Genomic DNA, 15326 nt, shown 5'->3' with positions numbered 1-15326 from the left:
CAACATATCGCTGTAGGAAATTAGCGAGATAAAGCGTTCATAAAGAGAACCCCTCAATAGCTGTTAACCAATATTGAGGGGTTCTCTTTATGATAGTGTAATCAGCATTAAGAATAGACGCAAATTAGAAAAGGTTTTCTAGAGCGTTATTTTCCTGTTTTTCTTCCTGTGCTTCATTACTTGAGTTGTTATTCAATGCGGGTAAATTAAGGTCACGCTGTGGTGGCACATGATTTTTTCTGAATATTTCGAAAATTGCATTCGCCTGTCCTGGTAACGCGCGCTCACCTGTATTGGGGTCAATTCGCACGGTAACTAGGGAAGAGGGTTTGGGTACAAAATCTGTGGGCGTGTCCCTTAGAGCTTCACGCATATAGTCGATCCATGTTGGCAAAGAAACAGATCCACCCCATTCACCGCGTCCTAAGGGGGTAGAATTGTCAAAACCGCTCCATACTGAGGTAACGAGGTTACCGTTAAAGCCAGAGAACCAAGCATCTCGGCCATCATTGGTTGTACCCGTTTTGCCTGCCAGATCGTCCCGTTTAAGGACTCGAGCTCGTCGCCCAGTACCGTATTTGATTACATCTCGCATCATGTCGTAGATAATATAGTTTACCTCAGGGTCTAACACCTGAGGCGCGACAGGAAGAGTTTGAATGCCTTTTGCAGTATTGAACAAGCCCATCTGGGGTTCGCCATCATTGGTCTTTTCTAGCAGGGTACAGGTAACACAAACGGTTACTGGGCTTGCCTCGAATAATGTCTCATTGTCTCTATCGACTACTTTATCAATTAAATAAGGCTGAACTTGATAGCCACCATTAGAAAATACGGCGTAGCCTGTGGCGATTTGTAGTGGAGATAAGTTTGCGCTACCTAAAGATAGAGAAAGATTGTGTGGTAGCTCGTTGGGGTCAAACCCAAAACGACGTAAGAATTTTAATGTAGGTGTAACGCCTAACTCATCAAGTAAGCGTACAGAGACAATATTTTGTGAGCGATAGAGTGCTTGGCGTAAACGGGTTGGCCCATAGAACTTGCCTCCATCATTAGTGGGCCGCCATGCTGATGCTAAGTTGGAGTCATTAAAGACAACGGGGGCATCATTGATGATGCTGGCTGCAGTATAGCCACGATTCAATGCGCTGGCGTAAATGAAGGGTTTGAAGTTCGACCCCGGTTGACGCTTAGATTGAGTGACGCGGTTGAATTTATTTTCATAAAAATTGAAACCGCCGACTAATGCCTGAATGGCGCCGTCTTTGCTGTTTAAAGAAATTAATGCACTTTGCACTTCAGGTTTTTGCGCCAGTTTCCATTGTAGTTGTTCATCTGGGCGTAAACGCACTATATCACCAGGCACCAAAATATCGGCTACTGTAGAAGGAGAAGGGCCTTTTGAGTCTGCGCTGATATAAGGTCTTGCCCATTTCATCGCGTCCCAAGAAAGCGTGGTTCGTTTTCCGTTCGCTAAGCGTAAGTCGGCTGTTTTTTCATCTGTAGAAATCACAAGCGCTGTTTGCCAGTTTTTAAAAGGTTCTATATTTTTCAGGGCTTTTTCTTGTTCTTCTAGTGGTGCTTCAATTAAGTCGATACGTGTGTCAATAGAGCCTCGGTAACCGTGACGCATATCGTAGTCCAATATACCGTTAAAGAGCGCTGTATTGGCCGCTTTTTGACGATGGGAATCAATGGTCGTATAGACAGTCATGCCAGTGTTGTAAAGGTCATCACCGAAGGTGTTATATAGTTCAGAGCGCACCATTTCAGCAATATAACCGGCCTCGATATCAGGCATCACGCCATGGTTTTTGGCAGTAATCGGTGACTCAACCGCATTTTGATAGGCCTCTTTTTCTATCATGCCCAGTGACAGCATGCGTTGTAGAATCCAATTGCGACGAATCAAAGCGCGAGAAGGGTTTACTATTGGGTTAAAACGAGATGGTGCCTTTGGTAAGCCTGCGATCATTGCTAACTGTGCTAGATCTAATTCGTTTAGGTTTTTACCATAATACACTTGTGCTGCAGCCTCAAAACCATAAGCGCGTTTACCTAGATAGATTTTGTTCACATAGAGCTCAAGAATTTCGTGTTTACTAAGTTCTCGCTCCATTTTTAACGCAATAAAAATTTCGGTAAATTTACGCGTGTAGGTTTGTTCAAATGAGAGGAAGTAGTTGCGGGCTACTTGCATAGTGATAGTACTGCCGCCGCCCTGTTTTTGTCCTGTGGTGATAAGCTGCATAACAGCTCGCCCTAATCCTAAAATATCAACACCAGGATGATGATAAAAGTTAGAGTCCTCAGCGGCTAAAATTGCATGCTCAAGGTTTTGTGGAATTTCTGCATAATTGATGGGGGTTCGACGCTGTTCGCCAAATTCACCGATAAGTTGGTTGTCGGCGGTATAGATGCGCAGAGGGATTCTTAGCTCTATATCTTTTAATTCGGCAACGGTCGGGATTTTGTCTTTGACGTTATAGTAAATTGCATAGGTGATACCGACTGCAGCGAGGGCACCAAAGAGACCGAGAAAGAAAAGTATTTTGAGTGTCTTAGCCATATTAAATCAATAAATGCAGAATGAAAAAATGGCATTATACCTAAGATGATCACAGAATAGTCGGTTAACTTTGCACCAAATCGTGTTATGTTGGAAAAATTGGCATGGAAGCCAAACTGAAAACTGTATTTTATTGCTTACTAATTCAAGGATGAATGATGTTGCTGACCCGCGATTATTCCGTTGTCGTGTATTCGACTCATAAATGCGTTATTTGTACTCCTACTGATGCCGAAGAAGTACTTAATGAATACGTCTCAAATAATGATGCTTCCCCTGATGTTGACCAACTGAAAGCCATACAAAAAGCGGCACTATTAACATGTGATTCATTGCAATCAAGACTGGTTATACTTGTTCCAGATAATTGGATCTCTGTTTCTGATCATCCTATCGATCATATTATTCCCTCATCTTTGCTGCCGTTAGCGGCTTTGAGCTATGCCGTGGAGACGACGTTCGCACCGCCGGATTCTTTGTTGCTGAGTTATCAACAGGAAGCTTTACCTTCGAAACAGGCTCGACTCACCGTTTTTGCCTGTTCGTGTAGTTGGGCAAAGCAACTCTACTCTCCTTTTGAGCCTCAAGCTAAATCATATCTTGTCATGACATTTGGGCAATGGCGTGATGGCTCATCGCGAGTTTCTTCTTGGTCTCAATGTTCAAAGCGTGCTTTATCAAGATATGAGCCAGACAGAGAAAAGCGTCAAAAAAACAACCGACTGTGGTTGGTTCTGGGCGTGCTAACTGTGTTTATTCATGGTCTTGGATATGGCTACTATGTCTTGTTACAACAGCGTGTAGAGGCTTTACGGGAGAGTCGTCAAGGAGTAATTGATGCTCAAACATCATGGTTATCATCCAACGAGCCTGGGTCATTTGTATTATCCGGATTGTCGTTAACACAGACATTGCCTAAATCCGCTCGTCTCACCTTATTTGAAAGTGGTAAAGAGAAAGGTGCAGCGCGACAGATTTTTTTTCAAATGACGGTACCGAAACAAGACTTGGATAGTTTGCTAATACAGTGGCGGAGACAGTACCCAGATTGGCGTTGGGAGGTGATGGATATAACTCAAAAAGTCTCAACTATGCTACCTAAACAGGAGGTGGTCGATGTTTCTATCTCCATATTTGAAGATTAAGAAGGTCTCTTTTTTTACCATTCATGGTTCCTCTGTTTTGTTCTTATTATTACTACAAATTGCCGCTTGGTACCCTTTTTTGTCTGATGCGCAAGAATCGCTAAAACAGCAATCAAGGTTGGAATACAGAGCTGTTGAGCAATGGCGAAAAACGCAGGTACAGGCTAAGCAGCTTGCATTAGCCCAGTTTGAAAGTGCTTCTTGGGCACAACACTATATTGTTGCTTCTGATCAAAATATTCCAACTCAGTGGGGAGTGAAAGGGAGTGCATCCATTAGAAACTGGCAAATTTTGTTAGAGCAAATTGAAACGCAATTTCACTTGGTTTTGCTTTCTGTACTCTGGCAGCGAGAAGCAAATGGAAACTGGCAAGGGACATTAGAATTTGGTATCAGAGCGCCAAAAGAAAACAGGGCATTTCACAATTGGTTACCAGCTAAAATACAAGCCGATCATTTCTCTCGCAACGATTGGCAATTGTTATCTACTATGCGAATAGGACAAAATACTTCTGCCTTGTTGGCCTACAAGGAGCATCGCCATTGGGTTCGTCAAGGTAGCTGGTTAGCCGAGGCGGGGTTGACCGTGTCATCTGTTTCGTCTGATCAAGTTGTGCTGCTAGCAAAAAATGGCGCTAAGCAGGTTTTATTGATTCGAGAACAGGGAGGTTCTCATGAATAAATATCTTACCTATGGTCTCTTATTGTTTGTTTTACTCAACTCTCGCTCAGGGTTGGCAATGGATGTGTATTTTGAATCTCGTTCATTGCAAGAGGTACTGCCATGGCTTGCTTCCCAAATGAATGAAAGTGTGGTGATTAGCCCAGAAATCAATGAAGTTTTAACTTTATCGATTAAGGATGCTAGCTGGAAAGAAGTTATGGAGGCGGTTGCCCAGCAGCCGAATATCCGTCTTGAATGGCAGGGCCAGGTGGCCGTTTTATTGCCTGATTTCTCTGTAGGATCAAATGAAGAACTGGGCGGAACGGAGATTTGTCAGCGCTCCTATTGGCTCTTGAAGCATGCTAAAGCCGAGAAAGTAGGTGCACACTTACAAACTTTGTATCCTTCTTTATCACTGGTTATCGATGATCGAACTAACTCTATTGTGGCCTATTCCTGTGAGGCATTGGATGGAATCCAAGAAACCTTATCTTGGTTAGATGCACCATTAAGACAGATTGAAATCAACGCGCAAATTGCTCAGGTAAGTCGTAATGCACAGTCACAATTTGGTGTCAATTGGCAGGCCAAGTTATCGGAAGGTGTTCGTTCCTCCATTGGTGGTGCGGTTGATTTAGGAGCGCTCACTCCTACAACAAGTTTAGATTTTTCCAGTGTTGGAGGTTCAGGTTTATTAGGGCTCGCTTTAGATATGATGGAAAGCGAGGGAATGGCAAATGTAGTGTCAAAACCCAAGATTGTTACGTCGGAAGGTCAGCCTGCGCGAATAGAATCTGGTACTGAGGTGCCATATCAAACGGTAAATGATGATAAAATTAGCATTGAATTTCGCCAAGCGTCATTGATGTTAGAAGTCACGCCATTTGTGAAAGACGGAAATCGCATTTTATTATCACTGAATATTCACCAAGACTCAGTTGGAGATTTAGTGAATGGCATTCCTAGTTTAAAAACTAACCGATTAAAAACACAGGTAGTGGTGAAAAACCAAGAAACACTTGTTTTAGGAGGGATTTTTCGGGAAGAAAGTTTTGAGTCAGAAAGCAGAGTTCCGCTATTAAGTGAAATACCTTGGCTAGGAGAGTTATTTAAAAGACACTCAGAACAGCAAGAAAAGGTTGAATTACTTGTATTTATTACTCCAAAGCTGCTACAAATGTCTGTTAACTAGGCCGCAGTATAAATCTGCTAAATTCCGACGTAACTGATTACAATGAAAAAAGCCCTCAATATTATTTTAGTAGGCCCAATGGGCGCAGGAAAAACGACAATAGGCCGTTTGATTTCTCAATCGATGGGCAAAGAGTTCTATGACTTAGACAAAGTTATAGAAGACAATGCTGGTGCTGATATTCCTTGGATTTTTGAGCGAGAAGGCGAAGAAGGCTTTCGTAAGCGCGAAACTCAAGCATTAGCGAACTTAGTTCAGTCTGGTGCGGATGATTGTGTCTTAGCAACAGGCGGCGGTATCGTAATGCGTGAAGAGAATCGAGACATTCTTCGTGAGAATGCGTTAGTCGTTTACTTATATGCATCGGTTGCTCAGCAGCTCTATCGAACATCCAAAAGTACTCATCGTCCTTTATTGCAAACGGGTGATCCGCGAGCAACGTTAAGAAAGTTATTCGAAGTTCGAGATCCTCTGTATAGAGAGGTGGCGACCTTGGTTGTTGAAACCGACTCTCGTCACCCAAAATCTGTTGCCAATAAAGTGTTAGATGCGATTAAGCGACATTTGAAAATGGAGACCACTGTATCCTAATGCGTACGTTAACCGTTGATTTGGGCGATCGCAGCTATCCTATTTTTATAGGAAGAGGCATTCGCCAGCAGAAATCCCTTTTTGATGATGCGATTCATGGAAAGCAAGTCATGATCGTGACTAATGAAACCATTGCTCCTTTGTATTTGGAATCAATGGTTTCTATGCTCAGCGAAGACTATAAAGTAGACACTTGTGTTTTACCTGATGGTGAATCCTTTAAAACATTAGAAACCTACGGTTCTATTATGACGGCTCTGCTAACGGCCAAGCATAATCGCACAACGACTGTGATTGCTTTAGGTGGTGGTGTTGTTGGTGATATGGCGGGGTTCGCTGCGGCGACGTATCAGCGAGGTGTGCCTTTTATTCAAGTACCAACGACGTTGTTATCTCAGGTTGATTCTTCTGTTGGTGGCAAAACAGGGGTGAACCATCCGCTTGGCAAAAATATGATCGGGGCATTCTATCAGCCTCAAGCCGTGATCATTGACACCGAAACCTTGCAAAGTTTGCCTCAGCGTGAATTGTCCGCGGGTATGGCAGAAGTCATCAAATACGGTCTGATTTGTGACGCACCATTTTTTGACTGGTTAGAGCAAGAAATGCCAGACTTGATGGCGCTGGATAATGATAAAATTAGCGATGCAATTTATCGATCCTGTCTGGCTAAAGCCAATGTAGTTGCTCAAGATGAAAAGGAAGGTGGCATTCGCGCCATTTTGAATCTAGGTCACACTTTTGGTCATGCGATTGAAACTGAAATGGGGTATGGCAAGTGGTTACATGGTGAAGCTGTCGCGGCTGGAAGCATATTAGCGATTGATCTTTCTTGGCGTATGGGTAACCTAACAGAACATGATGTCAGCCGTTCCGTAGCGCTTTTTAAAGCTGCAAATTTACCAATATTGCCGCCAGATAATATGACACTTGATACATTTGTTGAGCGTATGGCGTTAGATAAAAAAGTCTTAGATGGTAGTTTGCGCTTGGTATTACTTGGTGCCATGGGGAGTGCGATTGTCACGTCGGATTTTCCGATGGAGGATTTTAACGCCTGTTTGTTAGATGCGATCGACGCAAGTAAACACGCTAGAATTGCTTAATCTTGTTGGTTATTTATTGTTAAAGGACGACTATGTCTAAGCCAGACTTTCAGTTTGATCTAGAGGATGCGCTTAATCAGCCCCCCAAAGCGACGCTGAGGGACCCGTTTGGCTCAAAAGATGCTTCTGTCTATTTTGCATCTGAAGAAGGCAATCAACAGCTCGCGTTGCTTGAGCATTTAAGTCGTTATAGTAGTTTATTGTCTGTCGTCCAAGGTCCGCAGGGGAGTGGTAAAAGTCGCTTTTTAATGGAGTTTGCTCGAAATCAAGATGATACAACGGTCGTTAGTCATGTAAAAGCCACCATGCTAATGACAGCAGGGCAATTACTGCAAGCCATCTATGCGGGCTTTGCAAGTCACTTTACTCAACCTCCCAATGAAACCACTTTTGGTCCTTTGCTTAAATTCTCCCATGATTTAGATGAGAAGGGACAAGCAGCTTTAATACTGGTCGATAATGCTCAAGAGCTAAATACCGATGCAGTCAGTATGCTTTTAGATATGATGTCTTTGTCGACAGACAGTCAAACCGTTCCTCACGTCGTTCTTTTTAGTGAGTATTCACTTGCGCGTAATTTGGATGCTTATCAGCGTTCTCGTTATGAACAATTAAGTCATTCATTTACTTTAGCTCCATACTCATTAGAGCAAACTCGTGCTTATTTGTTGCATCGAGTGCGTGCGGTAGGTGGTGGAATAAACTTACCGTTCAACGATAAGCAAGTAAAACAGATCCATCAGGAATCTGGAGGCTACCCAGGGAAAATTAACCAGATTGCTCAATCCATGATGGGGAACGGCAATAAGCCCGTAAAATCTAGGTTGCGTTTTAATCTTGCAATGGGTTTTCCCCTTGCCCATATGGCGCTGCTTTCAATTGTCATGCTGGGTATCTTGGTCGCGGTCTTATTTTCTGACAAGCCGTCCACATCGAATACGACTGCAGATCGAACCAGCAATGTTATTCCATTGAGTTCGCGACAAGGTCAATCCTCGGCCGAAACCATTGCACGTATTGACGCAATGCAAAGGAAAATTGGTCAAGAAGGTGACATAATTTTACCACCCATTCCTGCTGGTTCTTCATTGCCACCTATTAGCACGTCAGCCAATTCATCCGCCGCTCAAGGCTCAACGTCTACACCTGCGACTTCAATCGCGCCGATTTCAACCGCTCCTATTCGTGCTGAAGCTCCTGTGGAACAACCCGCTCCCGTGTTAGATATACCTGTTGAAGATGAACCTTCTAAAAACGAGCAAGCGAACCTAAAAGTGACACCAGATCCATTTGATAAAACTGAGTGGTGGTTATCTCAAAATCCAAACCGTTACACACTGCAACTTCTAGGAACTTACAGTAAAGGGGCGGTAAAGGATTTCATACGTGGCCAAGGTGGTGTGGATGCTTTTGGTTACTTTAAGTCTAAGCATAATGGCAAGGATTGGTTTGTAGTGGTCTACGGTTTATATCGTAATCGAAGTGAAGCGATTGCGGCGGCTGAAACTCTTCCAAAAGACATTCGTGATCTTAATCCTTGGGCACGAAGTGCGCGCGGTATTCAGGATGATATTAAAAAAGCACAGTAATCATCCATTGCATGACATAAGGCTAAATCACTTTTCATCACAGTCTATCTAGTGTTTTCTTTTGTTTTCAATCACTCATGTGTCGCTAAAAGGCTCTTTTGTGAGTTTTTTATATAGAAAAATTATAAATTTAGTAAAATTCACTGTAATCCTCTGAAAAACCTGAATGAACAGTGGAATTTTCTGTTTGGAAAAACTCCAGCCATAGATAATTCTCTAAGTCCCACTAATTTGAAGCTAAAACCCCAGTAAAAAGCGCCAAAATAACATAAAACAGTCCTATGCCAATTTGAGTACTCACAGCTGTCAGGGTAGTATGAGCATCCATTTCGGTGGTTTTATGGGCAGATGATAGTCATTCTCGAAACGAGCGTATCCAAACGTCGTTTTTAGTCCAGCCACCTAAATAGTCGAATTTTACCTAGTTATTATTTTTATGTTTCAACTGTGGGAGTTGGTGTATGAATGCAGGCCTTTATCGTCCTGGCGAGTTCAAAGACAACTGTGGCTTTGGCTTAATTGCCCATATGGAAGGCAATACTAGCCATGAACTACTTAAGACAGCCATTGAGTCTTTGACATGTATGACACACCGAGGCGGCATCGCTGCTGATGGCAAAACTGGTGATGGCTGTGGTCTTCTTATCCAAAAGCCAGATCTCTTTTTACGTAGCGAAGCGACAGCTTTATTTAATCATACCCTGTCTGATCTTTATGGCATCGGCATGGTGTTTCTTGACCAAGATGACGCGCTGGCTAGTGAGCAGCGTGAAACCCTAACTAATAAATTGACGGCTGAAGGCTTGAATGTCGTAGGCTGGCGTGAAGTGCCAATTGATGCGTCTTGTCTAGGTATTATTGCAATGGATTGCTTGCCTCGTATCGAGCAAGTGTTTGTTGATAGTAACCGTATGGATGCACGTACCTTCGCGACACGTCTGTTTGTTGCTCGTCGTCAAACTGAAATCGCCTTGGCTCAATACGAAAACTTCTACATTTGTTCTTTGTCTGACAAAGTGTTGGCCTATAAAGGCTTGATGATGCCAGTAGATTTGCCTTTCTTTTATAAAGACTTGGGCAATGAGAAAATGCAAACCGCGATTTGTGTTTTTCACCAGCGCTTCTCTACTAATACGCTTCCTAAGTGGCCATTGGCGCAACCATTCCGCATGTTGGCGCATAATGGTGAGATTAATACCATTGAAGGTAACCGTAACTGGGCATTGGCTCGTACAAGCAAACTGCGTACGCCACTGATTCCGGAGCTACAAGATTTACAGCCTTTGGTTAACTTAACTGGGTCTGACTCTTCTTCCATGGATAACATGCTAGAAATCTTGGTCACAGGTGGTGTGGATATTTTCCGTGCGGCGCGCTTGATCATTCCGCCAGCATGGCAAAACGTTGAAAACATGGATCCAGAGTTACGTGCTTTCTATCAGTACAACTCTATGCATATGGACCCTTGGGATGGCCCAGCAGGTTTGGTAATGACGGACGGACGTCATGCCATTTGTATGCTTGACCGTAATGGCTTACGTCCTGCTCGTTGGGTTATCACTAAGAATGGCTTTATTACACTGGCTTCTGAAGTGGGAACTTACGGTTATAAATCAGAAGATGTGGTGTCTAAAGGTCGTGTTGGTCCTGGTCAGATGTTAGTCATTGACACGCAAAACGGCAAAGTACTTCATACAGATGATATCGATAATCGCCTTAAATCCATGCATCCATACAAAAAATGGTTGAAGCAGGAAGCGATTCGCATTGAATCTTTATTGGAAGAATCCTCTCTTGAGTTTGAACCTTTTACAAAAGAAGAAATGCTGACTTATCAGAAGATGTTCCAAGTGTCTTTTGAAGAGCGCGAGCAAATCTTTCGTCCCTTGGCTGAAAGTGGCCACGAAGCGGTAGGTTCTATGGGCGATGATACACCTATGGCCGTTATGTCTAGCCAGACTCGTCCAGTGACAGATTATTTCCGTCAGAAATTTGCGCAGGTAACCAATCCGCCAATCGATCCACTTCGTGAATCTGTTGTGATGTCCTTGGAAACTTGTATCGGTGTAGAGCGTAACTTATTTGAAGAAACACCAAAACACGCGAACCGTATCATCTTGTCTTCACCTGTATTGTCACCTCGTAAATACAGCCGTTTGTTAGCACTAGATGACCATCGTTTCCGTTTGGTGCGTTTGAGCACAAATTACAATCCAGAAAATGTTTCTCTTGAGCAAGCGATTAAAGACTTGCAATTGAAATCGGAAGAAGTCGTTCGCAATGGCGCGGTTATCGTTGTATTGACGGATCGAGATATTGAAAAAGGTCATTTGCCGATACCAGCGCCAATGGCTGTCGGTGCGGTGCATCATTATTTATCTAAGCAAGGTCTGCGTTGTGATTCTAATATCATCGCAGATACCGGTTTTGCGCGTGACCCTCATCAATTCGCCGTACTATTAGGTTTTGGTGCAACAGCGGTTTATCCATATCTTTCTTATCGTCTAATCAATGACATGATTGATAAGGGTGAAGTATTGGGTGACCCGATTGCTTGTCACGTGAAATACCGTAAAGGTATTAACAAAGGCTTGATGAAAATCATCTCCAAAATGGGGATTTCTACCATCGCCTCATATCGTGGTGCGCAGCTATTTGAAGCCGTTGGTTTGGACTCGAAAGTGGTCGACCTATGTTTCAAAGGTGTACCTAGCCGTATCAAAGGTGCGCGCTTTGAAGATTTCCAAAAAGATCAAGCAACCATTGCTAACAATGCTTGGAAATTACGTAAGCCGATTCAGCAAGGTGGTTATTTAAAATACGTTCATGAAGCGGAATACCATGCGTTTAACCCTGATGTGGTGCGTAACTTACAAACCGCTGTAGGCACTGGTCGCTTTGAAGACTTTAGCAAATACACTGAGTTGGTGAACAACCGCCCAGCATCAATGCTGCGTGACTTGTTTACCTTGTCTGATAAAGCTCAGCCTATTGCATTAGATGATGTTGAGTCGATTGAACAAATTCTACCGCGCTTTGATTCTGCAGGTATGTCTTTAGGGGCTTTGTCGCCAGAAGCTCATGAAGCGCTAGCGCAAGCGATGAACGAATTAGGTTGTCGCTCTAACTCTGGTGAGGGTGGGGAAGACCCTGCTCGTCATGGCACTGAGCGCCGCTCTAAGATCAAACAAATCGCCTCTGGCCGTTTTGGTGTAACTCCAGAATACTTAGTGAATGCAGAAGTATTGCAGATCAAAGTGGCGCAAGGTGCGAAACCGGGCGAAGGTGGTCAGTTACCGGGCGGTAAAGTAAACGGCTTAATTGCTCGTCTACGTTATGCGGTTCCGGGTGTAACTTTGATTTCACCTCCACCACATCACGACATTTATTCGATTGAAGATTTGGCTCAGCTGATTTTCGATTTGAAACAAGTTAACCCAGATGCCCTGGTATCTGTGAAGCTGGTATCTGAACCGGGTGTCGGTACGATCGCTGCGGGTGTGGCAAAAGCCTATGCCGATTTGATTACCATTTCTGGTTATGACGGTGGTACAGCGGCATCACCAATTACTTCGATTCGCCATGCGGGTTCTCCTTGGGAGTTAGGTTTAGCGGAAGCTCAACAAGCGCTGCGCTCTAATGATCTTCGCGGCAATATTCGTCTACAAACAGATGGCGGTCTAAAAACGGGTCTGGATGTTGTAAAAGCAGCCATTCTTGGAGCAGAAAGCTTTGGCTTTGGTACGACACCTATGGTGGCCATGGGTTGTAAGTTCTTGCGAATTTGTCATTTGAACAACTGTGCGACAGGTGTTGCTACTCAGGATCAAATGTTGCGTGATGAACACTTCATTGGCACGGTAGAAATGATCAAAAACTTCTTCCGTTTTATGGCCGAAGATACACGTCAATGGTTAGCGAAGCTGGGTGTTGCCAGCCTGCAAGATTTGATTGGTCGTACGGATCTTTTGACTATCTTGCCAGGTGAAACCGAAAAGCAAAATAACTTAGATTTGTCGCCTATTTTAAGTAACGATGCGATTCCAGCGGATAAAGCGCAATATTGTCAGACTCCGTTTAACCCGCCACACGATAAAGGCCTATTGGCATTAAAAATGTGGGACACAGTGAAAGACGTGGTGGAAGAAAAAGAAGGCGGCGAGTTTGCCTTTGATGTCACCAACTGTGATCGTTCTATCGGCGCGCGTTTATCGGGTGAAATTGCGAAACGCTACGGCAACCAAGGCATGGCGGATACGCCTCTTACACTGAAATTGAACGGCACAGCGGGTCAGAGTTTTGGTGTTTGGAACGCTGGCGGTTTGCATATGTACCTAGAAGGGGATGCTAACGACTACGTTGGTAAAGGCATGACTGGTGGTAAGCTGGTTATTCGTCCGCCAAAAGGGTCCGTTTTCAATTCACAAGAATCCGCCATTATTGGTAACACTTGTTTGTATGGCGCGACGGGCGGTAAGTTGTTCGCAGCGGGTACAGCAGGTGAACGTTTTGCCGTACGTAACTCGGGTACACATACCGTTATTGAAGGCGCAGGCGATCACTGCTGTGAATACATGACTGGCGGTATGGTGACGGTACTTGGTAATACAGGTTACAACTTTGGTGCGGGTATGACAGGCGGCTTCGCTTACGTACTCGATTTAGACCGTACTTTCGTGGATAAATACAATCATGAATTGGTAGAAATCCACCGTATCGGTACGGAATTAACGGAAGAATATCGTTCACACCTTCGCTCTGTGATCGAAGAATACGTCCGAGAAACTGACAGCGAATGGGGCCAAGAAATCCTAGAAAACTTCTATGACTACATTGGCAAGTTCTGGCTAGTTAAGCCAAAAGCCGCAAGTTTAGGCGCGCTATTGGCTAATACTCGTCAACGTCCGGAATAAAACACGCTGTTATGGAGTTTGGCTTGAATGAGTTCAAGTCAAACTCTGTGAACGAATCAGTCTGACCCATTTGAGAGAAGTGCCGTCTGTTTACAGGCGGCCGAGGAGATAGCAGCTTATGTCAGAGCGCTTGAACAACGCATTTCAATTCGTCGAAGTGGATCGAAAGGATCCAAAAAAGAAGCCTTTAATTACGCGTAAAGGGCAATTCGTCGAAATTTATAAACCATTCGAAGAGGCCGGAGCGAAAGATCAAGCGCATCGTTGTCTTGAGTGTGGTAACCCGTATTGTGAATGGAAATGTCCAGTACATAACTACATTCCAAACTGGTTGAAACTTGTCAGCGAAGGCAGCATTTTAGAAGCGGCGGAGTTGAGTCATCAAACCAACTCTTTGCCAGAAGTATGTGGTCGTGTTTGTCCACAAGATCGTCTTTGTGAAGGTGCTTGTACACTGGGTGAAGGCGGCTTTGGTGCCGTAACCATTGGTTCTGTTGAAAAATACATTACCGACACGGCGTTTGCTTTAGGCTGGCGTCCAGATATGTCTAACGTAGTACCGGTTAACAAAACCGTTGCTATTGTTGGTGCGGGGCCTGCGGGTCTTGCGTGTGCGGACATCTTAGTACGTAACGGTATTAAGCCGGTTGTCTTTGATAAGTACCCAGAAATTGGTGGCTTGCTGACGTTTGGTATTCCAGAGTTTAAATTGGAAAAAAGCGTGATGGCGCGTCGTCGTGAAATTTTTGAAGAAATGGGTGTGGAATTTGTTCTAGGAACGTCCGTTGGTGACGACGTGCCGTTTGAACATGTATTGGAAGAGTACGATGCCGTATTTTTAGGCATGGGAACGTATAAATACATGAAGGGCGGTTTCCCTGGTGAAGATTTACCAGGCGTTCATGATGCTTTGGATTACCTGATTTCTAACGTCAATCATTGCCTAGATTTCGAAGAAGACGAAGCGGATTATGTGAACCTAAAAGGTAAGCAAGTGGTTGTCTTAGGTGGTGGTGATACGGCCATGGACTGTAACCGTACAGCCATTCGCCAAGGTGCGAAAAGCGTGACGTGTGCCTACCGCCGTGACCAAGAAAACATGCCGGGTTCTCGCAAAGAAGTGCAAAACGCCAAAGAAGAAGGCGTGCAGTTCCTTTTCAACCGTCAACCTGTTGAAATCATCGGGGAAGACAAAGTAGAAGGCATCAAAGTGGTAGAAACTCGCATGGGTGAGCCAGATGAGAACGGACGCCGCACGGCAGAAATCGTGGAAGGCAGTGAACAAATTATCCCTGCTGATACGGTTTTGGTCGCGTTTGGTTTCCAAGCGAGTCCTGCGCCTTGGTTCGAGAAGTTCGGCATCGAGACCGATGCTCGTGGCCGCGTGATTGCTCCTAAGAAAGGCAAGTTCATGTTCCAAACGACCAATGAGAAAATCTTTGCTGGTGGCGACATGGTACGTGGTTCTGACTTGGTGGTTACCGCCATCGATGAGGGTCGTAAAGCCGCTGAAGGGATTATGGATTTCCTAGACGTTTAATCACAATGTCTTAGTCG

9 protein-coding genes are annotated in these 15326 nt (G+C 44.2%); 8 read left to right on the top strand and 1 reads right to left on the bottom strand.

The window, feature by feature from the left end:
• Window positions 1–124 precede the first annotated feature (124 nt).
• Window positions 125–2569 (bottom strand): penicillin-binding protein 1A, encoded by a 2445-nt coding sequence (locus C0J08_RS20350; RefSeq protein WP_212653717.1) that lies wholly within the window; start codon window positions 2567–2569, stop codon window positions 125–127.
• Between the two features lie 158 nt (window positions 2570–2727).
• Between C0J08_RS20350 and C0J08_RS20345 the strand changes: the two genes are divergently transcribed.
• The 8 genes from C0J08_RS20345 (at window position 2728) to C0J08_RS20310 (ending at window position 15309) form a co-directional block, all read left to right on the top strand.
• Window positions 2728–3714, top strand: a complete 987-nt coding sequence (locus C0J08_RS20345; protein ID WP_212653716.1) for a hypothetical protein — start codon at window positions 2728–2730, stop codon at window positions 3712–3714.
• Entirely contained in the window at window positions 3686–4396 is a 711-nt protein-coding gene (locus tag C0J08_RS20340; protein ID WP_212653715.1) for a hypothetical protein, read from the top strand. The genes C0J08_RS20345 and C0J08_RS20340 overlap by 29 nt, the downstream gene beginning before the upstream one ends.
• Window positions 4389–5570, top strand: a complete 1182-nt coding sequence (locus C0J08_RS20335) for a secretin GspD/PilQ domain-containing protein (protein ID WP_212653714.1) — start codon at window positions 4389–4391, stop codon at window positions 5568–5570. The genes C0J08_RS20340 and C0J08_RS20335 overlap by 8 nt, the downstream gene beginning before the upstream one ends.
• A gap of 42 nt (window positions 5571–5612) precedes the next feature.
• Window positions 5613–6161: a shikimate kinase gene (locus tag C0J08_RS20330; RefSeq protein WP_212653713.1), complete on the top strand. Its 549-nt coding sequence runs from the start codon at window positions 5613–5615 to the stop codon at window positions 6159–6161.
• Window positions 6161–7267: a 3-dehydroquinate synthase gene (gene aroB / locus C0J08_RS20325; RefSeq protein WP_212653712.1), complete on the top strand. Its 1107-nt coding sequence runs from the start codon at window positions 6161–6163 to the stop codon at window positions 7265–7267. The genes C0J08_RS20330 and aroB overlap by 1 nt, the downstream gene beginning before the upstream one ends.
• A gap of 32 nt (window positions 7268–7299) precedes the next feature.
• On the top strand, window positions 7300–8856 hold the full coding sequence (locus C0J08_RS20320; protein WP_212653711.1) for an SPOR domain-containing protein: 1557 nt from the start codon (window positions 7300–7302) through the stop codon (window positions 8854–8856).
• A 461-nt stretch (window positions 8857–9317) separates the two neighbouring features.
• Window positions 9318–13769: a glutamate synthase large subunit gene (gene gltB / locus C0J08_RS20315; protein WP_212653710.1), complete on the top strand. Its 4452-nt coding sequence runs from the start codon at window positions 9318–9320 to the stop codon at window positions 13767–13769.
• Window positions 13770–13887: 118 nt separating this feature from the next.
• The gene (locus C0J08_RS20310) at window positions 13888–15309 is read left to right on the top strand and encodes a glutamate synthase small subunit GltD family protein (RefSeq protein WP_212653709.1); all 1422 of its coding nucleotides are present in this window, start codon (window positions 13888–13890) and stop codon (window positions 15307–15309) included.
• The last annotated feature ends 17 nt before the right edge of the window (window positions 15310–15326 follow it).

Source organism: Marinomonas sp. CT5, from assembly GCF_018336975.1.
Classification (GTDB): domain Bacteria; phylum Pseudomonadota; class Gammaproteobacteria; order Pseudomonadales; family Marinomonadaceae; genus Marinomonas.
Note: the sequence above shows the minus strand (reverse complement) of the source record. Positions and strands in the feature narration are given on the sequence as shown.